Raw genomic sequence first — 22,403 nt, forward strand, 5'->3', positions numbered from 1 at the left:
TCTACTTTTGTTTTTAGCGTTTCAATAACAAAAGTAAACTGTTTTTTAACAAAAAAATCTTTGTATCTTTAACGTTTGTAACTTTAAAACAAATCTTATATAATGGATTACGGAAAAGAATTTGAAAAGTATGCTACTAAACACCACGGTATCAGTAGCACATATTATAATAAAATAACAAGTAGCTTAACTCCATATATCATTGAAGAGCGTCAATTAAATGTTGCACAAATGGACGTTTTTTCGCGTTTAATGATGGATCGTATTATTTTTTTAGGAACAGGAATAAACGATCAAATTGCAAATGTGATTCAAGCTCAGTTATTATTCTTAGAAAGTGTAGATTCAAACAAAGATATTTCAATATACATTAATTCTCCAGGAGGTGGAGTTTATGCTGGTTTAGGTATTTACGATACTATGCAATTTATTAAACCAGATGTAGCAACAATTTGTACTGGTATGGCAGCTTCAATGGGAGCAGTTTTAATGTGTGCAGGAGAAAAAGGTAAGCGTTCTGCATTACCACATTCAAGAATAATGATCCACCAACCTTTAGGCGGAGCTCAAGGTCAAGCTTCTGATATGGAAATTACTGTAAAGGAAATAGGAAAGTTAAAAACTGAACTTTACAACATTATTTCTAATCATTCAGGGCAACCTTTCGATAAAGTTCATGAAGATTCTGATCGTGATTATTGGATGAAAGCAGACGAAGCGAAAGAATACGGAATGATTGATGAAGTACTTAGCAGAAAGTAAGCTAAGATTATAATAGAAAATGTAGTAAATTAATATGTCACAAGATCAAAATTTAGAATGTTCGTTTTGTGGACGCAAAAAAGCGGAAACAGATTTATTAATTGCAGGTATGGATGCACATATTTGTGATCGTTGTATCGAGCAAGCACATGGAATAGTGGAGGAGGAAATTGCAGAAGCAAAAACAACAAGTCTCTCTAATGATCTAATCTTAAAAAAACCAATAGAAATAAAATCTTTCTTAGATGAATATATTGTAGGACAAGAGCAAACTAAAAAAGCAATGTCTGTTGCAGTATACAATCATTATAAAAGATTGCTACAATCTAAATCTCCAAACGATGGTGTTGAGATTGAAAAATCAAATATTGTATTAGTAGGAGAAACAGGTACAGGTAAAACATTAGTAGCTAGAACTATCGCTAAAATGCTAAATGTTCCTTTTGCTATTGTAGACGCTACAGTATTAACTCAAGCAGGATATGTTGGAGAAGATGTAGAAAGTATATTAAGCAGGCTATTGCAAGCTGCTGATTATGATGTAGAAAAAGCAGAAAGAGGAATTGTTTTTATAGATGAGATTGATAAGATTGCTCGTAAAGGGGATAATCCTTCTATAACTAGAGATGTCTCAGGAGAAGGTGTTCAACAAGCTTTGTTAAAGTTACTTGAAGGAGCAATTGTAAATGTAGCACCTAAAGGAGGAAGGAAACATCCAGAACAAAAATTTATACAAGTAGATACAAAAGATATCTTATTTGTAGCGGGTGGAGCATTCTCGGGTATAGACAGAATCATTAGTAAACGATTAAATATGCAAGCTGTAGGGTATAGTGCTTCTATAGATGAAGATAAAATTGATGAGGATAATTTACTTCAATATATCATACCTGCAGATTTAAAATCTTTTGGTTTAATACCAGAAATTATAGGTCGTTTACCAGTTTTAAGCTACATGAATCCTTTAGATGCAAAAACATTAAGAGCGATTCTTACAGAACCTAAAAATTCAATAGTAAAGCAATATACAAAGTTATTTTCTATGGATGATGTTGAGTTTTCTATGACAGAAGATGCTTTACAGTATATTGTAGATATGGCTGTTGAATATAAGTTAGGAGCTAGAGGTTTACGTTCATTATGTGAAGCAATTTTAACAGATGCGATGTTCGAATTACCAGGTTCAGAGATAAAAGAGTTTGAAGTAACAAGAGAATATGCAGAAGAAAAATTAACAAAGAAGGCTTTGCAGAAATTAAAAGCAGCATCTTAAAAAGTTTTTATTCAAAAAATAAGTCGTCCTAAATTAGGTTGACAGGTTTTTTAAAAAAAAATATTTAAAGCATTGAGTTTATCTCGATGCTTTTTTTGTTAAATATCTTTGAGACTGAGTTATAAAAGACTAAAAAATATTATTAAATAAGGTTTTATTAAATTTGATTGATTTAAATATTAGTTTTCATAGAAGAACAAAACTATATTTGCGCTTCAATTTTTATAGATGATTACCCAACAAACCATAGAAAAAGTTTTCGAAGCTGCTCGAGTAGAGGAGGTGATTGGAGAGTTTGTTCAATTGAAAAAAGCAGGAAGTAATTTTAAAGGGTTAAGCCCCTTTACAGATGAAAGAACTCCTTCTTTTATGGTGTCTCCTGTAAAACAAATATGGAAAGACTTTAGTACTGGAAAAGGAGGGAATTCGATTTCATTTTTAATGGAGCACGAACATTTTACCTATCCTGAAGCAATTCGATGGTTAGCGAAAAAGTACAATATAGAAATTGAAGAAACAGAACAAAGTGATGAGCAAAAAGAGCAAATGAATGAACGAGAAAGCATGTTTCTGGTTTCAAAATTTGCTAAAGATTACTTTCATGATGTTTTAATGAATACCCAAAAAGGTCGAGCAATAGGACTTTCGTATTTTAAAGAACGTGGTTTCAGAGAAGACACAATAGAAAAGTTTGACTTAGGTTATTGTAAAGATGAATGGGATAATTTTACAAAAGCAGCTCTAGCTAAAGGATACGATTTAAAGTATTTAAAATCTACAGGGTTAACTATTGTAAAAGAAGGTGGAGAAAAAGTAAGAACTTTCGATAGATTTAAAGGAAGAGTTATGTTTCCAATCCATAGTATGTCTGGTAGAATACTTGGTTTTGGAGGGAGAATTTTAACCAATGATAAAAAAGCTGCTAAGTATTTAAATTCTCCAGAAAGCGATATTTATCATAAGAGTAAAATTCTTTACGGATTGTACCATGCTAAGAAAGAGATTGCAAAGCAAGATAATTGTTTTCTTGTAGAAGGATATACCGATGTAATTTCTTTCCATCAATCAGGAATAGAAAATGTTGTAGCTTCTTCAGGAACAGCCTTAACTCCAGATCAAATCCGATTGATAAACCGTTTAACTAATAATATTACGGTACTTTTTGATGGAGATGCTGCCGGTATTCGAGCTTCTTTACGTGGTATAGATCTTATTCTAGAGCAAGGAATGAATGTAAAAGTAGTAACTTTTCCTGAAGGAGAAGATCCTGATAGTTTTGCAAAATCACATTCCGATGCAGAATTAAAAAAATATTTAGAAGAAACAGCTCAAGATTTTATCGATTTTAAAGTATCGTTATTAATTAAAGATGCTCAAAACGATCCGGTTAAAAAAGCAGGATTAATTCGAGATATTGTAACAAGTATTTCAAAAATCCCTGATGGAATTCAAAGAGAAGTGTATGTGCAAGAATGTGCTCGTATTATGGATATTTCCGAACGAGTACTTTTTAGCGAATTAGCACAGTTAATTAATAGGGGAGGTGGTGAAACTAGAGTAGAAAGAAATAGAAATCAAGCTTCTGCTAAACCACAAATGCAACCTGTAAGGGAAAGTTCTAAAAAACCAAAAGTAGATAGCCTTCTTTTGTTGGAAAAGGAAATAATTAGAATTTTATTATTGTATGGAAATGAGGAGGTTGGGTTTGTTAATTGGGTAAATGCACATGATAAACATGGAAGACCAATTTTAGAAAAAGAAGAATATATCAATACAGTTTCTAATGAGTTGTATTTAAATTTGCAAGAAGATGAAATAGAGTTTTCTAATGAAGTTTTTAGAGTGGTTTATTACGAAATTATACATCAGCTAAACCAAGATGAAAAAATCTCTATAGATAAGCTTATAGCAAATGAAAACCCTACAATCGCTGAAGTGGTAACAAATATATTGATGGACGAAGAGAGGTATCAGTTAAGTGATTGGAGTAGAAAGGATATTGTGATTACAGAAGTGGGTAAAATTTTACCAAAATTAGTAACAGATGCTATTCTTAATTTAAGGAGAGTTTTGGTAGAGAGAAAATTGCTGGATATAGTGAGTAAAGGTCAAGAATTATCAAAAACTTCATCTGATAAAGAAGATGAAACTGAAGATACAAATCTATATAATGAACTAAAAGAAGAAGTTGTAAACTACATTGAACTAAAAAAATTATTGTACGAAAAGCTTAGTAGGGTGATTTAACTTTTTGATTTTTAACATTTTTTTATATATTCGTAGTCCGAAAGAAAGAAACAGAAACAAAAAAGAATCAGAAATAAATCTAGAAACTATGAGAAAATTGCTCCAAATTGGTCAATTAATCGTGTTGTTCATTGAATTGCCATTTCAAATTTCAAATGGACACAAGAAAAAAGCATACAAAAAAATTAAACAATTAATGATTTCAGCGAACTTATTATAGTTCCTTTATCGCAAAAAAATAAAAACCATATATTTTTTATATGGTTTTTTATTTGTGTCTTAAGACAGTTTTATTTGTGTAGAAATGAATTCCTATTTTAAGTCATTTGGAATTTCACAAACTGGAATTGGAACCATCTTGTGTTGGTTAATTGTGTTTAATCGAATGTAAATACTAAATACTTCTTTTTCTCTACCAGAAAAATCATCAGCTTTTTTACCTGCATCTTGCATTTTCATTGCCCATTCTAATTCATCATAAGAAGCTCCTATTTGATCTTCATCTGTTCTGCTATCACCAAAAAGTCCATCTGTAGGTTGTGCTTTTTGGATAGATTCAGGTACTTTCAAATATTCACCTAAAGCATATACTTCAGATTTTACTAAATCAGCAATCGGACTTAAATCTACGCCACCATCACCATATTTCGTAAAGAAACCAACACCAAAATCCTCTACTTTATTCCCTGTTCCAGCTACTAGTAAACCATGTAAACCAGCAAAATAATATAAAGTAGTCATTCTTAAACGTGCTCGTGTATTTGCCAAAGCTAAATCTAATTGAGCAGATTGTTCCACTTCTGGAGTTACAGTTTTAAAATCTTCAAAAGTAGATGTTAAATTAACTCTAGCTTCAGAAACATTAGAAAAACGTTCTTTTAATTGTGCAATATGTTCTTGTGCGCGATTTACCTGGCTTTGCGCTTGGTGAATTGGCATTTCTACACATAAAGTTGGTAATCCTGTACTGGCACATAAAGAAGATGTAACAGCAGAGTCAATTCCTCCAGAAACTCCAACTACAAATCCTTTTACTTTCGCATTTTCAGCATAATCTTTTAACCAGTTTGTAATATGTTCAGCAACTTTAGGTGTATTCATGTTATACGATTTTAGTAAATTCGAAGTTTAATATTTAAACGTAAAGATAGCGATTTCATGCGTAAAATTATATGCCTCTTTATTGTAGGATTCATAATATTATCCTGTAAAAAAGAAGAAAAATTTAAAGTAGATGTGTCTAAAATTACAGTAGATTCTAAACTATATCGATTTGATATCGATTTTTATACAGCTACTGAAAAAACATTGCCAAAGGTTAAAGAAAAGTATCCATTACTTTTTCCTCATAATAACGATTCTGTTTGGGTAAATAAAATTCAAAATAAAGATGAACAAGAGCTTTTTACAGAAGTTCAAAAAAAATATACAGATTTTACAGCACAGGTTCAAAAATTAAAATCACTATTTCAGTATGTTACATATTACAACAAAAAGTTTGTAGCACCAGTGGTAATTACTATGCTAACAAATATAGATTATGATAATAGAGTTGTTTATAATGGTGATTTTATGTTGATTTCTTTAGATTGTTATTTAGGTGCATCGCATGAGTTTTATAATGATTATCCGCAGTATGTAAAACAAAATAATACAGAAGATCATATTATAGTAGATGCAGCAAATGCAATAGTTAATGTGCAGTTACCACCAAATACCGAGCGAAGTTTTATTAATAAAATGATTTATGAAGGTAAAAAGTTGTATTTGCTCGATAGATATTTGCCTAATATATCAGATAAAGAAAAAATAGGTTACGCATCTGAAAAGTTTGACTGGGCAGTAAATAGTGAAGAAGATATTTGGAAGTATTTTATAGAGCGAGATTTGTTATATAGTACTGATAGTAAATTGAACAAACGTTTTTTAGATATTGCTCCTTTTTCTAAATTTTATTTAGGAGAAGATAATTTATCTCCAGGCAGAATTGGAGCTTGGGTAGGATGGCAAATAGTTCGTTCTTACATGCGAAATAATGACGTATCTTTGCAGGAACTTTTATCAAAAAGAGGAGACGAAATTTTTAAAAAATCAAAGTACAAACCTAAGCGTAAATAAATGGCAATAGCACATACTTCTGAAATAAAATTTAAAATAGCATTAGATGAAAATAGAGTTCCTGAAGAAATCACATGGAATGCTGAAGATGGAGGCATAAAAGAAGCAGAATCTAAAGCTGTTATGTTGTCTGTATGGGATCATAAGAAAAAAGATACATTGCGTATGGATTTATGGACAAAAGATATGCCAGTAGATGAAATGAAGCAATTTTTTCACCAAACTTTAGTTTCTATGGCAGATACTTTTGAACGTGCTACAGACGATACTAAAATGAGCGCAACTATGCGTGATTTCTGTGATTATTTCGCAGAAAAATTAGAGCTGATTAAAAAGTAAGTCTCAGACTTAATTTTAAAGTATATAGTGCGGATAAACCACATTAAAAGTGTGGTTTACCCGCACTTTTGTTTTGTGATAAATTTATATTTTAGAAGTCTACAAGAGCAACAGCGAATCACAAGGATTTTATCACCCGAAGGCAATTAAGGGAGATATTCAAGCGTATAAAATTTTAAATTTTGGAGATAATTTTATAGAATTAAAAAATACTGAAGTAAATTTTAAACTAATAAAGAATAAGAATTAAAAATTATAGTTATAAAAAATATAAAGTATTATTTATTGATTATTTTAATTGGGTTTTGTTTCTCTTGTAAAAACGGTACAACAATACATGTTATTAATGAAAGTGGGAAAACTTTAGAAAATATTAGTATTGAAACAGGTTTTAGTTCAGAGTTGTTAGAGAAAATTAATGAAGGAGAATCACAAAGTTTTTTCATCGATTTTAATGAGCTTAAAACTAAAACTGATGGAATAATGGGGTTAAAAACTGATGAAACCTATTCTAATCAAATATATTCGTTTGGTTATTATTCCAATGGATTTCCTCCAAATAAAGATATTACAGTGATTCTTAAAAAAGATACGGTTGAGATTAAAGAATTCAATTAAGGACGGTGTTCCTTGATTTTTTTTATGATAGTTTTATAGTGTTCTTTATTTTGAACAAAGTCTAGCTCAGAAACATCTATCACTAAAATATTTAAATTTTGCTGTGTTTTTATAAAGTTACTGTAACCATCATGAATTTTCTCTAAATAAGAAGCTTCAATATTTTGCTCGTATTCACGCCCACGTTTTTCAATATTCTGTAATAATCGATCAGTGTTTTGGTATAAATACACATATACATCTGGCTTTACAATTTCCTTATACATTAAATCGAACATTTTTCGATATAATTTGTACTCATCATTTTGTAAAGTAACTTGAGCAAAAATCAATGATTTGAAAATGTAATAATCAGAAATTACAAAATTTTTAAACAAATCAAATTGTGCTAAATCATCAGAAAGTTGTTGATAGCGATCAGCCAAAAAACTCATTTCTAAAGGAAAAGCATAACGCTCCTGATCCTCGTAAAATTTTGGTAAAAACGGGTTATCAGCAAAACGTTCTAGAACGATTTTAGCATTAAAATCATTAGAAATCATAGTCGCTAAAGTCGTTTTTCCTGCACCAATATTTCCCTCAATAGCAATATAATTATATTGTTCAGAAATAGGAATTGGTCTTTCTAAAATGATATCTAACAGTTTAATTTCAGAAGTATCTGAACATTCTTGTAAACAATTCGCTATTTGTTTTTTAGCTATAGGGTGAATTACATTTTTAGCGATTTCAGCAAGTGGAGCTAAGGCAAATTTACGATCTAACATTCTTGGATGTGGAACAATTAATTCTTGAGTGAAAATAATTTCATCTTCAAATAATAATACATCCAAATCAATTAATCGATCAGCATAAGAATCAGAAGTTTTTCTAATTCTTCCCAACTCTTTTTCTATCCATAAAAGTTTCTGAATAAGTTGTTCAGGAGGTAAATAGGTGGAAACTTTAATACAAGTGTTATAAAAATTGTCGCTATTAAAACCCCAAGAAGCTGTTTCATAAATAGAAGCAATTTTTAAAACTGAACCAACTTCTTCTGCAATTAAATTAATTGCATTTTGAAGATTTTCTGCCTTATTTCCTTGGTTAGTACCTAATGATAAATATGTAATACGTTGTATTCTCAATGCCTTTATTTCAGTAGGCAAAGAAACAAAACCTTATAGGATTAATTTAAATTTTTAGGTTGTTTTTTTAAAAAGAGATAATGTTATTTATTAGATATGAATGAAACAAACAAAAAAACGTCAAGTATTTTTTACTTGACGTTTTTTTGTTATGAATAAAGAAGAGTTTTAAGATTGTTTCTTATCTTCTCTAGGTTTTCTTTCCTCCCTAGGTTTTTTGTCTTCTCTAGGAGGTCTAGGTAATAAAGCTTTTCTAGAAACTTTTTCCTTACGAGTTTTTGGATCAACACCAAAGTATTTTACATCTACTATATCTCCAATATTAACAACATCTGTAACATTGTTTGTACGTTCCCAAGCTAGCTCAGATATATGTAATAAAACTTCATTTCCAGGAGCTTCAGTATATTCTACTACAGCACCAAATTCTAAAACTTTTATAACTTTTGTTTCATAGATACTACCTTTTTCAGGTTTAAAAGTAATTGCTTTAATGCGTTCTAGTACTTTGTCTATTCCTTCTTGGCTTGTACCTAAAATTTCTACGATACCTTCTTCAGTAACTTCATCTTCATTAATTACAATAGTAGTTTCAGTTTCTTTTTGTAATTCTTGAATATGTTTACCTCCAGGTCCAATCATAGCACCAATATAATCTCCTGCAATACGAACAGTAACCATTTTTGGAGCGTGAGCTTTTACTGAAGCATTTGGAGTTGCGATTGTATCTGTTAATTTTTCTAAGATATGTAAACGACCATCACGAGCTTGTTTTAATGCATTTACTAAGATTTCATAAGATAATCCTTTAATCTTAATATCCATCTGACAAGCAGTAATTCCATCAGCCGTACCTGTTACTTTAAAATCCATATCACCTAAATGATCTTCGTCTCCTAAAATATCAGATAAAACTGCATAACGTTCTCCATCAGAGATTAATCCCATAGCAATACCTGAAACTGGTTTTTTAAGTTGAACACCAGCATCCATCAATGCCATTGTACCAGAACAAACTGTTGCCATAGAAGACGATCCGTTACTTTCTAAAACTTCAGAAACTACACGAACAGTATATGGACAATCTTCAGGAACCATACCTTTTAAAGCTCTTTGTGCTAAGTTTCCATGTCCTATTTCACGACGAGAAGTTCCACGAATTGGACGTGCTTCTCCTGTTGAAAATGGAGGGAAGTTATAGTGTAAGTAAAAACGTTCTTCGTCTTGAATTGTTGGAGAATCAATCATATTAGCATCTCTAGAAGTACCTAAAGTAACAGTTGCTAATGCTTGAGTTTCTCCACGTGTAAAGATAGATGAACCATGAGTTCTTGGTAAATAATCTACTTCACACCAAATTGGTCTTATATCTGTAGTTGTACGTCCATCTAAACGTAAACCTTCATTTAATGTTAAATCACGAACAGCTGCTTTATGAGCTTTGCTAAAATATTTAGAGATTAAATCTCCTTTTTCTTCTAATTCTTCTTCAGTAAATAAAGCTAAAACTTCATCTTTTACTTCAGAAAAAGCTTGACCTCTTTCTTTTTTAGAAGTTCCTTTTTTAGCGATTTCGTAACATTTATCGTAAGCTACAGCTTTAATTTTTTCTTCTAACTCTTCATCAGTAACAGCAGCCTCGTATTCACGAGTTTCTTTTTTACCTATTTGATTTACTAATGCTTCTTGCGCTTCACATTGTACTTTAATAGCGTCATGTGCTACACGAATTGCATCTGCCATTTCTTCTTCTGAAACTTCATCCATTTCACCTTCAACCATGGCAACGAAGTCTTTAGAAGCACCAACCATTAAGTCGATGTCAGCTTCCTTTAATTGAGCAGGGCTAGGGTTAATAATAAATTCTCCATTTACTCTTACAACTCTTACTTCAGAAATAGGAGCTTCAAAAGGAATATCAGATAACTGAATTGCAGTTGATGCAGCTAAACCAGCTAAAGCATCTGGCATAACTTCTGGGTCATGAGACATTAATTGCATCATTACCTGAGTTTCTGCATGATAATCTTTTGGGAATAATGGACGTAATACCCTGTCTACTAAACGCATTGTAAGGATTTCTTCGTTACTTGGTCTAGCTTCACGTTTCATAAAACCACCTGGGTATCTACCAGCAGCGGCAAATTTCTCTCTATAGTCTACAGTAAGTGGTAAAAAGTCAATTCCAGGATTAGCTTCTCTTGCCGAAACTACAGTAGCTAAAATCATGGTATCTCCCATACTTACAACAACTGAACCATCTGCCTGTTTTGCTAACTTTCCTGTTTCTAAGGTAATGGTTCTTCCATCTCCAAGTTCAATAACTTGGCTAAATACTTTTGGAATCATAAAGTGTTTTTTTCAAATAAATTACGTTGTTAGTTGTAGTTGTGTTGTGTGTGTTGTTGTTGTTTCAATGGAAGTTTATAAAGTTAAAAAACTTTCGCTAAGATAATAAAAAAAGAGGCTGAAAATTCCAGCCTCTTTTAGATAGGTATTATTTTCTAATTCCTAATTCTTTAATGATTGCACGATATCTGTTGATATCTTTCTTCTTTAAATAGTCAAGTAAGCTTCTACGCTTACCTACCATTTTCACTAGAGAGCGCTCTGTGTTAAAATCTTTACGATTTCTTTTTAAGTGCTCAGTTAAGTGGTTAATTCTGTGAGTAAATAACGCGATCTGTCCCTCTGCTGTTCCAGTATCTTTTCCGTCTTTACCATGCTTTGCAAAAATTTGCTCTTTTACTTCTTTAGTTAAATACATACCAATATTGTTTAAATGATTTTAATGTATCAAATTTTTCATTGAAGTGGCAAAAGTACAACTAATTTTCCTAAAAAAATAATTAAAGTTTATTAAACCTTTTTCTTAATGTTAAGTCCAAGAATCAGATTAACTTTTAAAAACTATTAATTATGACAGCGAAAGTTTTAAAATTTGGATTAATAATGTTGCTTGGAACCATGATTTTTATTTCATGTTCTGATGAAGAGGGAGTTACCATGAATGATTCAGTGGAATTAAGTACAGAAGATATTCAAGATGTAGTGATAGCAGATGATATTACTTCTGATATTGATAACATTTTAGAAGACGATGATATCGATTTTAATTTATTAAGTAGAAGTGCAGGTAGTTCAAGTAGTAGTGTGGCTGATTGTGTAACTAGAACTGTTGAAGCAGATACAACGTCAGAAACATTAACAATTACCCTAGATTTTGGAGATAATTGTATTGGGCCAAGAGGTAAAGAATTATCTGGTAAAATAGTTATTGTATATCAAAAAACAGATACAGGTTACTCAAAAGAAGTTAGTTTCGATAATTTCTCTGTTGATGGTAATGTAATTGAAGGGTCTAAGTCTGTAGTAAAAGTAAAAGATAATGGTAATGGAAATAAAGAAGCAACGCATACGGTAAATATTTCTGTAACATTAGCTACTGGAGAAACTGTAAGTTTAGAAGGAACTAGAGTAAGAGAAAAGATAGCTGGTGACGATACATTAACTAGAGGAGATGATGTGTATTTAATTTCAGGTAATTGGAAGTTTGTAAATAAATTAGGTAATGAATTTACAGGAAATATTACAGAAAAATTAAGAAGAGAGTACGCTTGTAAATTCATAGTAAGTGGAGTTACAGAAATTACAAAAAATGGAGTTGCTTATACTTTAGATTTTGGAGATGGTACTTGTGACAATATAGCTACAGTAACTAATAGTAGTGGAGAATCAAGAGAAATAATGCTAAGAAGAAGATAATTAGGATTTATTTAGGATAAAAAAAAGACCAGCATAACGCTGGTCTTTTTATTTTATTAAGCTCTTACAGGTTGATTTTGTATTAAATCTAAGTATAAATTAACTTGTTTCTTTAAATCTTTACGTTCGTAAATAGCGTCTAAGAAACCGTGTTCTAAAACAAATTCAGAACGTTGGAAACCTTCTGGTAATTCTTTACCAGTAGTATCTTTTACAACACGAGGACCAGCGAATGCAATTAAAGCATTTGGTTCAGCAATATTAATGTCTCCTAACATTGCAAAAGAAGCAGTCGTTCCACCAGTAGTTGGATCTGTACATAAAGATACATATGGAATTTTAGCGTCTGCTAATTGAGCTAACTTCGCGGATGTTTTTACTAATTGCATTAATGATAATGAAGCTTCCATCATACGAGCTCCACCAGATTTAGATACCATTAAGAAAGGAATGTTATTTTGGATAGAATAATCGATAGCGCGAGCTATTTTTTCTCCCACAACACTTCCCATAGAACCTCCAATAAAAGCAAAATCCATACAAGCGATAACTAAGTCTTTTCCTTGAGATTTACCAACTGCAGTTCTAACAGCATCTTTTAATCCTGTTTTATCTTGAGCGCTTTTTAATCTGTCTGGATATTTTTTAGTGTCCTCAAACTTTAAAGGATCTTTAGCAACTAACTTTTCATTAAGTTCTGTGAATTCATTGTTGTCAAAGAATAATTCGAAGTATTCTCTACTTCCAACTCTTACATGATAACCATCTTCTGGACTTACATATAAGTTTCTTTTTAATTCTTCAGTATCAATAATTTTACCGCTAGGCGTTTTATACCACAAGCCTTTTGGTGTGTCTTTCTTTTCTTCGGTAGGGGTATGAATCCCTTTATCTTTTCGTTTAAACCAAGCCATAATCTAGTTTTGTTTGTTTAGTGTCAGTTTAAATAACTCAGCCCTTATTTAGGGATAGGTTAGTTTACAAATGTAAAAGTTTTTTAATTACTGAGTATTCTTTTTAAATTAAAATTAATAATGGTTTGATTTTTAGTCTTTTATAAGGTAAAAAAGCCTCTTAAAATTTAAGAGACTCTTTTGTGTAAAGTTGGTTATAACTTATAAAAGCTACTATAAAGTATTTATGTTATTTAAATCTTCGAAAGCTTGCTTTAAACGAGTTTTGAAAGTTAATTCTCCTTCTCTAAGCCATTTACGAGGATCGTAGTATTTTTTGTTAGGAATATCATCTCCATCAGGATTACCAATTTGAGCAGCTAAATAATCGGCGTTTTTCTTCATATAATCACGAATCCCTTCATTAAAAGCATATTGTAAATCTGTATCGATATTCATTTTGATAACACCATAACCAATTGCTTCACGAATTTCTTCTAAAGTTGAACCTGATCCTCCGTGAAATACAAAATCGATTGTATTAGCTGGTACATTATATTTTTCAGAAATATATTCTTGAGAATTCTTTAAGATTTTTGGAGTTAATTTTACATTACCTGGTTTGTAAACTCCGTGTACATTTCCAAATGCAGCTGCAATTGTAAATTGATCACTTACTTTTAATAACTCTTCGTAAGCATATGCTACTTCTTCAGGTTGTGTATATAATTTAGAACTATCTACATCAGTATTATCTACTCCATCTTCTTCTCCTCCAGTAATTCCTAATTCTATTTCTAAAGTCATACCCATTTTACTCATACGAGCTAGATATTCTTTGCAAATTTCGATGTTTTCTTCTAATGGCTCTTCAGATAAATCAATCATATGAGAACTGAATAATGATTTACCAGTTTCTTCAAAATGTTTTTCACTTGCATCTAATAATCCATCTATCCAAGGTAATAGTTTCTTAGCAGCGTGATCTGTATGTAAAATTACAGGAACACCATAAGCTTCTGCCAATAAATGTATATGTTTTGCACCAGCTACAGCTCCAGCAATTGCAGCTTTTTGATCTTCATTTGATAACCCTTTTCCTGCATTAAATAATGCTCCTCCATTTGAGAATTGAATAATTACAGGAGAGTTAACTTCTTTAGCAGTTTCTAAAACAGCATTAATAGAATTAGACCCAACTACATTTACCGCAGGTAATGCGAATGCTTTTTCTTTTGCTAACTTAAAAATTTCTTGAACTTCGCGTCCAGTGGCTACTCCTGGTTTTATCATTTTTTTGTTTTTTAGTTTGTGTTGTAATTTCAATTGAAACAAAACTACATAATTTTTGTATTAAAAGAAGAAAAACAAAAGTTAGATTACGATTACGTTTTAGTTGTTTAATTTTAGAAAGGATAATTAATTCCAATATTAAATACAGAGTTTGCGAAATTGGTATTTTGAAACCACCTATTGTTTGTTAAGTAAGGTTCTCTTACTTTAAATCCAAGATCTAAACGTGCAACTAAAAATTTAAAGTCGTAGCGTAAACCAAAACCAGTTCCAACAGCCATATCTGTTAATGATTTAATTCCTTGGAATCTAGATTCAGTATCTACTCTAGAAGAATTAGTAATATCCCAAATATTTCCAAAATCTAAAAATATAGCACTTTTTAAACTTCCAGCAATATCAAAACGATATTCAAAAGAAGATAAAAACTTTAAACTACCAATATTATACTCTAATCCTGGAGTTCTTCTACCAGGTCCTAAATCATAAGTTTGCCATGCTCTAATATCATTAGATCCACCAGCGAAATAACTTCTAGAAAATGGAATACTAGAGTCATTATAAGTTAATATAGCTCCTAAAAATGTACGATGTGCTAGAATATTATTGTCTCCTAAATTCCAATATTTTTTGTATTCAATATCCGTTTTAAAGTATTCTGCAATTGGAATTTTAAAAACAGTGGTTTGTCCGTTTCTATTAGTTTGATTAGATAATACCCCCATTATATTTCCAGAATTTGCTAATCTTATTCGGAAGTAAGAAAAGTTAGAATCTTTGATGTTTTCTTGATTATTATATGTAAAAGTATAAGCAATTTCAGGGATTAAGAAATCTGAGGTAATAATGTTATATCTATTTAAGATATTTAAATTATCTCTGAAAGCTTCAGGGTTGTTTGTTCTGAAGTTTTCATCTATAGATATTTCTCTCATTTTGTTAACAATGAGATCATTATTTTCTGGAGCAGGTTGGGGTAAATTGAAAGTTGAATCGAAAATAGAAACAACTTCTTTAAGCTTATTGTATTCAGATCCATAAATATTGAAATAATTCCCAACATTTAAATTTCTAATATATTGAGCATTTAAAAGTTCTAATTGAATAGATTTTCTTTTGTTAAATTGCCATCTATAATCAACTCCTGCAGAAACATTTTGTTTATCTAAAGCAATGTTTTTTTGAATACTTAATCCAGTATTAAAAATGGTTCGGGGCTGCATACGTTTAGGAACGAGTTTATGGAAACCGAAAGGAGCCATAAAACGGGGAACTTCTAATGATAAATTTCCTCCGAATTCCCATCCAGGGCCATTGGCTGAGTTAAAAAAACCTCCTTGAAGAGAAAGTTGAAATATTTCAGCTCCTTTAAATGTATTTCTGTTTGTAATTGAAAACTTTCCAGAAATATCAAAATTTCTAATATTAGAACGAGATAATTCAGCATCAATTCCAATAGAATATTTTTCAATAGGAGTTAAGAAAATATTAGCCTCTAATTCATCATCACTAATAGAGTTATAACGAATAGATGTTGTTTTAAAGTTTTTTAAACCTCTTAAATGTAATTGAGTTAGTCTTCTTAAAGAATCAGTATATACCTGATTGGGCCTTATAAAAATTGATTGAGTTAAGTGTTTAGGATTATATTTTAGCTTATCGTGAGAAAGAAAATTAATTCCTTCGAATTTTGCTTTATTATAATAAGGCTCATTTCTTTTAGTGTAAGTATAGTCAGTGAAAATATTAATGTTCTTTATTTTCTGAATTTTAAAAGGTTTAGATACATATTTTCCATCTATTTCAACTAACTCGTCTTTAATTTCTATTTTAACGTCTGTTTTTTGATAGTTTTTTAAAGTATCTGGTTCAAATGATAAAGAATTTTCGTTGAATTTGTATACTCCTTTGTTTCTAAAAAGTTGCACAATTCTATTTGCCTCTTTGATAAAGTTTTCATCTTTGTATTGTTCTCCTTTTTTTAAGAAATTTTTCTGGGCATGTTTTTTATATATTGAATCTAAAACAGGAGACTTTATATCTGTATAAATTGAATCTAGAAAAGAAGGATTACCTTTTTCTATAAAATAAGTTAGGGTTCCTTTTTTTTGTCCTACTGTATCTTTTCTATAGGAAACTTTTGCTCTAAAATAACCTTCGGTAATGTAGTACGCCAATAACTTATTTGCTGTTCTTCTAGTTTTTTTATCATTAATTATTATTGGTGCTTGTCCATTATTTAAATACCAGTTATTTAATCCTATAAATGTATTAGCTACAGCTATACTTTGTTTTTCTGAAAAGATATTTTTAAAAAGATTATACCATTTTGGATGGTTTTTTTCCCATTCTTCAACATCTTTAGAGCCTTTTGGATTTCCTAAGTTGTAGAAATAAAGAGATAGAGGTAAGCCAATAGCTCTAGCATTTTTTTGTTGAAGCAGTAAACTATTTAAACGTTCGTCTTTTTGTTTAATACTATCAACAATTATTATGTTGTTTGTAAGTAGTAATTCATTTTCAGGAACGTGTTTAATTGTGCTACAAGCACCAAAAAATAAGAATAATAAAAAATAAAAGCTGTGTTTTTTCATTAACTTTACACGTCGAATTGAATTGTCAAAAATACCATTTTTACAATTAAGAGCTGTTAAAAAACTGCCAATGAGCTTGTCAAAAAACCAAATTAAGCTAATCAATAGTTTAAGACAAAAGAAATATAGAAAAATTAATCAACTTTTTATTGCTGAAGGAATAAAAGTAGTTAATGAATTGTTGCAATCTAGTTTAAAAGTAAATACAATTTTTGCTACAGAAGATTACCAATTGGATGAAAAATACGCAAAGATTACAACTATCATTTCTGAAAAAGAATTGAAGAAAATTACAACGTTAAAAACTCCTAATAAAGTTTTAGGTGTTTTTTATATTCCTGAAGAAAGTAAAATTGAAGATAGGGGTTTGGTAATTGCTTTAGATGCTATTAATGACCCAGGTAATTTGGGAACAATTATACGTTTATGTGATTGGTTTGGAGTTCAAAAATTAGTTTGTTCCATAGATACTGTTGATTGTTACAATCAAAAAGTAATTCAATCAACAATGGGGTCTATTAGTAGAGTAGATATTTCTTATGAAGACTTAGGGAATTATTTAGAAACAACTACTTTACCAACATTTATTGCTGATATGGATGGAGAAAATGTTTACAAAACTACTTTACCAAAAGAAGCTGTTTTAGTTATGGGTAATGAAGCAAATGGAGTTTCTGAGTCTATTCGAAAAATCATACAAAACAAACTAACAATACCTCGTTTTGGTGAAAGTAACCAAACGGAAAGTTTAAATGTAGCCACAGCAACATCAATATTAATAAGCGAATTTAAAAGAAATTTAGAATAAACCGTTGATTTGAGAGTCAATTCGATCAATAATATATCCTAAATCTTCAGGATTGTCAACGAAATCTAATTTATCTACTTCAATAATAAGTAATTTTCCTTTATTATAAGTGCTAATCCAAGCTTCATATCTTTCATTCAATCTGCTCAAATAATCGATACTAATTGAGCTTTCGTAATCACGACCTCTTTTGTGAATTTGTCCGACTAAAGTAGAAATATCAGCACGTAAATAAATTAATAAATCTGGTGGGTTTACTAAGTTTTCCATTAATTCAAATAGAGATGAATAGTTACTGAAATCTCTATTAGTCATTAATCCCATAGCATGTAAGTTCGGAGCAAATATATGTGCATCTTCGTAGATTGTTCTATCTTGAATTACATTTTTTCCAGTTTGTCTTAAATCTAAAATTTGTCTGAATCTACTATTTAAGAAATATACTTGTAAATTAAACGACCAACGTTCCATCTCTCCATAGAAATCATCAAGGTAAGGATTTTCATCTACAGATTCAAAGTGTGGTTGCCAATTGTAATGCTTTGCTAATAATTTGGTAAGTGTAGTTTTACCAGCTCCTATATTTCCTGCAATAGCTACATGCATACTATACTTGTTTTTTGATGGGGTCAAAATTACATATTATTCTTCGATTATTAGATATTAACAAGTTAATTTATATCCATAACCTCGAACATTAATAATTTCTACTGCTGGGTCTTTTTTGAGTCTTTTTCGTAGTTTAGAAATAAATACATCCATACTTCTAGCATTAAAAAAATCGTCGTCTCCCCATATTTTTTTTAATATAAATGAACGATCTAAGATTTCATTTTTCTTTTCTGTTAAGTAGTATAGCAATTCGCTTTCTCTATGAGTTAATAGTTCTGTTTCATTCTTAAAATATAATTTTTGCTTTTCGTAATTGAATGTATAATTACCAATAATTATTTTTTCTAGATTCTTTTTTAAGTTAATTCTATCTAACAAACTATGGACTCTAACGATTAATTCTTCCATCGAAAAAGGTTTCTTTAAATAATCATTTCCACCATGTTGAAAGCCATCGATAACATCTTTTGTTTGTGATTTTGCAGTGAGAAATATAATTGGAATACTGTTGTTTTCTTCTCTAATTTCTTTGGCTAAAGTAAAACCGTCTTTTTTAGGCATCATTACATCTAGAACCAAAATTTCGGGTGATTCTTTAGTATACATATCGTAGGCTTCTTCACCATTTACAGCGTGAAAAACTTCAAAATCTCTAGTCTCTAAGCTTTCTTTAACAATTTGACCTAAGCTAGGTTCGTCTTCTGCTAACAATAATTTTATCTTTTTACTCATAAGGCATAGTGATTTTAAATGTTGTTTTTCCAGGAATAGAGTGTAATTGAATGCTTCCGTTATGCTTTTCAATAATTTTTTTAGTGTAATATAAACCGATTCCAAAACCTTTTACATCGTGTGTATTTCCTTTAGGAACTCTATAGAATTTATCGAAGATTTTATCTTGTTGGTTTTTGTCGATTCCTTTTCCGTTATCAGATACAGTAATCTGAAGGTTTTTTGCAGAAGATTCAAATTCAAGATGAATTTCATCTCCTCCATATTTTATTGCATTATCAATTAAATTAGAAACAGCATTTTCTAAATGAAACTCATCAACTTTAATCACTAAATCGTCAGTGTTTGAAATGAAGTTTATTTTTTTATCAGTTGTAAATAGCTGATGTTTTCTACTTAATTTTTCTAATAAACTTACAATTTCAACAGCTTCTTCTTTTAATAATAATTTTTCGCTGTCGAGTGTAGCGGTTTCTAAAAGCTTTTCTACCATTACATGTAATTTCTTAATCTGACTTTCAGAAATAGAAACATACTTTTTAGTTTTCTCTTTATCATCAATAGCATTAAAGTTATTAATAGCTTCTAATGCAGTAGATACTGTAGTAATAGGTGTTTTAAACTCGTGAGTGATATTACTAATTAAATCATTTTTAATTTCTGCTAATTCTTTTTGATCATTAATGATTTTTAATAGATAGAATAAACTAAAAACAACAGCTAAGGATAATAATAAAGACAATAGAATTCCTGTAGAACTTCGTTTTAAAGCTTCAGAAGAAGGGTTGCTATACTTCATTTTGAATTTCTTATCAGGTCCAAGAAATGTTGATTTTGATTCTATAATAGTATACTCTTCTATTGGTTGAGGAGAAAAAATGGTATGAATAGTGTCTTGTTTGTAATATTCGAAAGCGTAGTCTACATTAATTTTTTTTTGACGAAGTTCATTTTTAAGAATAGTGTCAATTTTCCCATGATTCATAGTGTCATTTTGAATCGCAATAAAAAAAGTTTGAATTCCTTTAATTAATTTTAAACTATCTGCAGCCTTTTTTCCTCTAAAAACTCTAATGTCGTTTGCTTTGGTTAAGTTTTGATTTTGTTTACAGTTTATACTATCATAATGAGTATGATTTAAATTACAGTCATTATTTTTTTTAAAAAAATTATCTACTGTAAAAGCTGTATTGTTGTATTCATTCGAACTATCGGTAGTAATAACTAAAGATTGAATAGCTAAACTTGTACTGTCTTTTGATTCTTCTTTAGTTTTTTTACGACCCTTTTTTTTAGGACGATTATTAATGTTATCAATAGATAAAAAAATATCTTTCATAACATTTCTAACTTTTATAGATTTAGTAGAATCATTTTTTGGAGTGATAATTGAAAAATGATTAGCCTTCGTTAAATCTGTAAAATATTTCTCAATAGCATTATCTAAACTTATCTGAATTTCATTCATTACTCTTAGTTTGTTTTGTTGGTAATTTTTATAATTCCAATAAAACTGTACAGTTATAGTCGTGCATATTGTTATAACTATAAAATAAAGAATCCAATTATGTTTTTTAGTATTCATTCTCCAAAGGTACATTTCTAATTCTATAAAAATAAGTCGGTTAACACTCGTTAACACTCGTTAACTTAGAAATACAAATATTGAAAACATCTTTGTGCTGTGAAACAAAAAATTATTTCGTCATGAAAAAAGCAATACTAATAGTGTTATTAATAATAGTAGTAAAAACATTTTCTCAATCTGTTGATAGTGTAAAGATTAAAGCTTCATCATTAATTTATACAGTAGATTCTGTTAATGAACTTGAAACTATTAATTGGAACGAAGCTAAAGAGTTTTTTGAAGGAAATACGGAAGAAGAGGAAGTGACTTTAGGTATAAAAGTAAAAGGGTTAAATAAGAAAAAATCAAAAGTTAAAACAAAGCAAAGTTTTGAAATAAAAGGAAAGGTTAAAGATCTAGACAAGTTGATACATATTATGAAAAAGTATCAAGTAAAAACTACAGCAAAGACAAAACCTTTATCTCTAATTTATACAGTAGACTCTATTGAAGAGTTAAAAACAATTGACTGGGAAGAAGCAAGGACTTTTTTTAAAGATCATGATCAAGACCAAAAAATTACTTTAGGTTGTAAAGTAAAAAGAGTAAAAAAAGAAAAATCAAAATTAGATGTAAAGCAAAGTTTTATTGTTTCAGCTGAAGCAAAAGAGTTAGACAAATTAATTAAAATGATGATGAATTATACGTCATCTCAAGAAAAATAGAAGTAAAACAGTAATATAAAAATATAAAAATATAAAAAAATGAAAATTCAATTTCTATTCTTAGCCGTATTATGTTCATTAACTACAATAGCTCAAGATTTTCAAGGAAGAGCAGTTTATAAGACACATAGAAATGTAGATCTTAAAATAAGTACAGGTGATAAAGCACCAAATTCAGATCTTCAGAAACAGCTTCAAGAAAAAATGAAGAAAATGTTTCAAAAAACATACACTTTAAACTTTACCAAATCTACATCAACATATACTCAAAATAAAGAGTTAGAGCCAGCAGCTCAATCAGGAGGAGTTCAAATAATGATGTTCGGAAGTGGTGGAGGAAACGATATTCTTTATAAAAATACTACTGAAAAGAAGTATGTGAATAAAACAGAAGTGTTTAGTAAAGAATTTTTAATCAAAGACAAGTTGTCTGACGAAGCATGGGAAATGAGTGGAGAAACAAAAAAGATTGGAAAATATACGTGTTATAAGGCTACGAGAACTAGAGAAGAAGAACAAATAAGTCACATAATGACCGATGGTGAAACTGAGGAGAAAAAGCAAATGGTAACGATTAATACTGTGGCATGGTATACACCAGAGATTCCAGTGAGTAATGGACCAGATATGTTTTGGGGTTTACCAGGTTTAATTTTAGAAGTACATGAAGGTAAAAGAACCATAGTTTGTACCGAGATTGTTTTAAATCCTGCCGAGAAAGTAAAAATTAAAGAACCTAGGGGAGGAAAAAAAGTAAATCAAGAAGAATATGAAAAAATAGTGAAGGAAAAAGTTGCTGAAATGAATGAAAGATTTAAAAATAATCGTGGAAATGGAGAATCTATAAATATACAAATAGGAGGGTGATTTTTTTAAAGAAGCGATTTTAAACCTTTACAATTTTTTTAAGTCTTAGTAAAGATAACTAAG

Annotated in this window: 20 protein-coding genes; 10 read left to right on the top strand and 10 right to left on the bottom strand. The window is 30.0% G+C overall.

What is annotated here, in order from left to right; translation table 11 throughout:
- Positions 1-102 precede the first annotated feature (102 nt).
- The 3 genes from clpP (at position 103) to dnaG (ending at position 4,282) form a co-directional block, all read left to right on the top strand.
- Entirely contained in the window at positions 103-762 is a 660-nt protein-coding gene (clpP, locus tag AC2TEO_RS12970; protein ID WP_299677428.1) for an ATP-dependent Clp endopeptidase proteolytic subunit ClpP, read from the top strand.
- A gap of 34 nt (positions 763-796) precedes the next feature.
- Positions 797-2,035 (top strand): ATP-dependent Clp protease ATP-binding subunit ClpX, encoded by a 1,239-nt coding sequence (clpX, locus tag AC2TEO_RS12975; RefSeq protein WP_442265237.1) that lies wholly within the window; start codon positions 797-799, stop codon positions 2,033-2,035.
- Between the two features lie 228 nt (positions 2,036-2,263).
- Positions 2,264-4,282, top strand: coding sequence for a DNA primase (dnaG, locus tag AC2TEO_RS12980; RefSeq protein WP_442265238.1), 2,019 nt, complete (start codon positions 2,264-2,266; stop codon positions 4,280-4,282).
- A 312-nt stretch (positions 4,283-4,594) separates the two neighbouring features.
- On the opposite strand, the gene nadE is transcribed toward dnaG, so the two are convergent.
- Positions 4,595-5,383: an NAD(+) synthase gene (gene nadE, locus AC2TEO_RS12985; RefSeq protein ID WP_442265239.1), complete on the bottom strand. Its 789-nt coding sequence runs from the start codon at positions 5,381-5,383 to the stop codon at positions 4,595-4,597.
- A gap of 57 nt (positions 5,384-5,440) precedes the next feature.
- Here nadE and gldB point away from each other — a divergent pair, with 57 nt between their 5' ends.
- From gldB to AC2TEO_RS13000, 3 genes are all read left to right on the top strand, one after another.
- Entirely contained in the window at positions 5,441-6,400 is a 960-nt protein-coding gene (gene gldB, locus AC2TEO_RS12990; protein ID WP_442265240.1) for a gliding motility lipoprotein GldB, read from the top strand.
- A complete protein-coding gene (gene gldC / locus AC2TEO_RS12995) occupies positions 6,401-6,739 on the top strand; it encodes a gliding motility protein GldC (protein WP_442265241.1) in 339 nt (112 codons plus the stop codon). It begins immediately after the preceding gene.
- A gap of 285 nt (positions 6,740-7,024) precedes the next feature.
- A complete protein-coding gene (locus AC2TEO_RS13000) occupies positions 7,025-7,357 on the top strand; it encodes a hypothetical protein (RefSeq protein WP_442265242.1) in 333 nt (110 codons plus the stop codon).
- On the opposite strand, the gene folK is transcribed toward AC2TEO_RS13000, so the two are convergent.
- The 3 genes from folK to rpsO form a co-directional block, all read right to left on the bottom strand.
- Positions 7,354-8,484, bottom strand: coding sequence for a 2-amino-4-hydroxy-6-hydroxymethyldihydropteridine diphosphokinase (gene folK / locus AC2TEO_RS13005; protein ID WP_442265243.1), 1,131 nt, complete (start codon positions 8,482-8,484; stop codon positions 7,354-7,356). The genes AC2TEO_RS13000 and folK overlap by 4 nt on opposite strands.
- A 168-nt stretch (positions 8,485-8,652) precedes the next feature.
- Positions 8,653-10,833, bottom strand: a complete 2,181-nt coding sequence (locus AC2TEO_RS13010; protein ID WP_442265244.1) for a polyribonucleotide nucleotidyltransferase — start codon at positions 10,831-10,833, stop codon at positions 8,653-8,655.
- 148 nt (positions 10,834-10,981) lie between these two features.
- Positions 10,982-11,251 (bottom strand): 30S ribosomal protein S15, encoded by a 270-nt coding sequence (rpsO, locus tag AC2TEO_RS13015; RefSeq protein WP_075341725.1) that lies wholly within the window; start codon positions 11,249-11,251, stop codon positions 10,982-10,984.
- A 152-nt stretch (positions 11,252-11,403) separates the two neighbouring features.
- Here rpsO and AC2TEO_RS13020 point away from each other — a divergent pair, with 152 nt between their 5' ends.
- Positions 11,404-12,249 carry a hypothetical protein gene (locus AC2TEO_RS13020; RefSeq protein ID WP_442265245.1) on the top strand — a complete coding sequence of 282 codons (846 nt, stop codon included), beginning with the start codon at positions 11,404-11,406 and terminating at the stop codon, positions 12,247-12,249.
- A 56-nt stretch (positions 12,250-12,305) separates the two neighbouring features.
- On the opposite strand, the gene accD is transcribed toward AC2TEO_RS13020, so the two are convergent.
- The 3 genes from accD to tamL all read right to left on the bottom strand — a co-directional run bounded on the left by accD (position 12,306) and on the right by tamL (position 17,029).
- Positions 12,306-13,163 (bottom strand): acetyl-CoA carboxylase, carboxyltransferase subunit beta, encoded by an 858-nt coding sequence (gene accD / locus AC2TEO_RS13025; protein WP_442265246.1) that lies wholly within the window; start codon positions 13,161-13,163, stop codon positions 12,306-12,308.
- A gap of 213 nt (positions 13,164-13,376) precedes the next feature.
- Positions 13,377-14,435, bottom strand: a complete 1,059-nt coding sequence (fbaA, locus tag AC2TEO_RS13030; RefSeq protein ID WP_442265247.1) for a class II fructose-bisphosphate aldolase — start codon at positions 14,433-14,435, stop codon at positions 13,377-13,379.
- 113 nt (positions 14,436-14,548) lie between these two features.
- Positions 14,549-17,029 carry a translocation and assembly module lipoprotein TamL gene (gene tamL / locus AC2TEO_RS13035; protein WP_442265248.1) on the bottom strand — a complete coding sequence of 827 codons (2,481 nt, stop codon included), beginning with the start codon at positions 17,027-17,029 and terminating at the stop codon, positions 14,549-14,551.
- A 70-nt stretch (positions 17,030-17,099) separates the two neighbouring features.
- On the opposite strand from tamL, the gene AC2TEO_RS13040 reads away from it, so the two are divergent.
- Positions 17,100-17,837 carry a TrmH family RNA methyltransferase gene (locus AC2TEO_RS13040; protein ID WP_442265249.1) on the top strand — a complete coding sequence of 246 codons (738 nt, stop codon included), beginning with the start codon at positions 17,100-17,102 and terminating at the stop codon, positions 17,835-17,837.
- Here AC2TEO_RS13040 and AC2TEO_RS13045 read toward each other — a convergent pair.
- The 3 genes from AC2TEO_RS13045 to AC2TEO_RS13055 are packed head-to-tail and all read right to left on the bottom strand — an operon-like array spanning position 17,829 to position 20,766.
- Positions 17,829-18,443 (bottom strand): deoxynucleoside kinase, encoded by a 615-nt coding sequence (locus AC2TEO_RS13045; protein WP_442265250.1) that lies wholly within the window; start codon positions 18,441-18,443, stop codon positions 17,829-17,831. The genes AC2TEO_RS13040 and AC2TEO_RS13045 overlap by 9 nt on opposite strands.
- Positions 18,444-18,500: 57 nt before the next feature.
- Positions 18,501-19,181, bottom strand: coding sequence for a response regulator transcription factor (locus AC2TEO_RS13050; protein WP_442265251.1), 681 nt, complete (start codon positions 19,179-19,181; stop codon positions 18,501-18,503).
- On the bottom strand, positions 19,174-20,766 hold the full coding sequence (locus AC2TEO_RS13055; protein ID WP_442265252.1) for a sensor histidine kinase: 1,593 nt from the start codon (positions 20,764-20,766) through the stop codon (positions 19,174-19,176). The genes AC2TEO_RS13050 and AC2TEO_RS13055 overlap by 8 nt, the downstream gene beginning before the upstream one ends.
- Before the next feature lie 122 nt (positions 20,767-20,888).
- Here AC2TEO_RS13055 and AC2TEO_RS13060 point away from each other — a divergent pair, with 122 nt between their 5' ends.
- Both AC2TEO_RS13060 and AC2TEO_RS13065 read left to right on the top strand, forming a co-directional pair.
- The gene (locus tag AC2TEO_RS13060; protein WP_442265253.1) at positions 20,889-21,473 is read left to right on the top strand and encodes a hypothetical protein; all 585 of its coding nucleotides are present in this window, start codon (positions 20,889-20,891) and stop codon (positions 21,471-21,473) included.
- Between the two features lie 39 nt (positions 21,474-21,512).
- Entirely contained in the window at positions 21,513-22,340 is an 828-nt protein-coding gene (locus tag AC2TEO_RS13065) for a GLPGLI family protein (RefSeq protein ID WP_442265254.1), read from the top strand.
- The last annotated feature ends 63 nt before the right edge of the window (positions 22,341-22,403 follow it).

It is taken from the genome of Tenacibaculum aquaeponti (assembly GCF_057221555.1).

Bases quoted from the DNA above. Each gene is read 5' to 3' on its own strand.
- AC2TEO_RS13065 (WP_442265254.1), top strand. From the start codon at position 21,513: ATGAAAATTCAATTTCTATTCTTAGCCGTATTATGTTCATTAACTACA.
- rpsO (WP_075341725.1), bottom strand. From the start codon at position 11,251: ATGTATTTAACTAAAGAAGTAAAAGAGCAAATTTTTGCAAAGCATGGT.
- clpX (WP_442265237.1), top strand. From the start codon at position 797: ATGTCACAAGATCAAAATTTAGAATGTTCGTTTTGTGGACGCAAAAAA.
- dnaG (WP_442265238.1), top strand. From the start codon at position 2,264: ATGATTACCCAACAAACCATAGAAAAAGTTTTCGAAGCTGCTCGAGTA.
- AC2TEO_RS13060 (WP_442265253.1), top strand. From the start codon at position 20,889: ATGAAAAAAGCAATACTAATAGTGTTATTAATAATAGTAGTAAAAACA.
- fbaA (WP_442265247.1), bottom strand. From the start codon at position 14,435: ATGATAAAACCAGGAGTAGCCACTGGACGCGAAGTTCAAGAAATTTTT.
- AC2TEO_RS13050 (WP_442265251.1), bottom strand. From the start codon at position 19,181: ATGAGTAAAAAGATAAAATTATTGTTAGCAGAAGACGAACCTAGCTTA.
- gldB (WP_442265240.1), top strand. From the start codon at position 5,441: ATGCGTAAAATTATATGCCTCTTTATTGTAGGATTCATAATATTATCC.
- nadE (WP_442265239.1), bottom strand. From the start codon at position 5,383: ATGAATACACCTAAAGTTGCTGAACATATTACAAACTGGTTAAAAGAT.
- gldC (WP_442265241.1), top strand. From the start codon at position 6,401: ATGGCAATAGCACATACTTCTGAAATAAAATTTAAAATAGCATTAGAT.
- accD (WP_442265246.1), bottom strand. From the start codon at position 13,163: ATGGCTTGGTTTAAACGAAAAGATAAAGGGATTCATACCCCTACCGAA.
- AC2TEO_RS13055 (WP_442265252.1), bottom strand. From the start codon at position 20,766: ATGAATACTAAAAAACATAATTGGATTCTTTATTTTATAGTTATAACA.
- AC2TEO_RS13010 (WP_442265244.1), bottom strand. From the start codon at position 10,833: ATGATTCCAAAAGTATTTAGCCAAGTTATTGAACTTGGAGATGGAAGA.
- tamL (WP_442265248.1), bottom strand. From the start codon at position 17,029: ATGAAAAAACACAGCTTTTATTTTTTATTATTCTTATTTTTTGGTGCT.
- AC2TEO_RS13020 (WP_442265245.1), top strand. From the start codon at position 11,404: ATGACAGCGAAAGTTTTAAAATTTGGATTAATAATGTTGCTTGGAACC.
- AC2TEO_RS13045 (WP_442265250.1), bottom strand. From the start codon at position 18,443: ATGCATGTAGCTATTGCAGGAAATATAGGAGCTGGTAAAACTACACTT.
- clpP (WP_299677428.1), top strand. From the start codon at position 103: ATGGATTACGGAAAAGAATTTGAAAAGTATGCTACTAAACACCACGGT.
- AC2TEO_RS13040 (WP_442265249.1), top strand. From the start codon at position 17,100: ATGAGCTTGTCAAAAAACCAAATTAAGCTAATCAATAGTTTAAGACAA.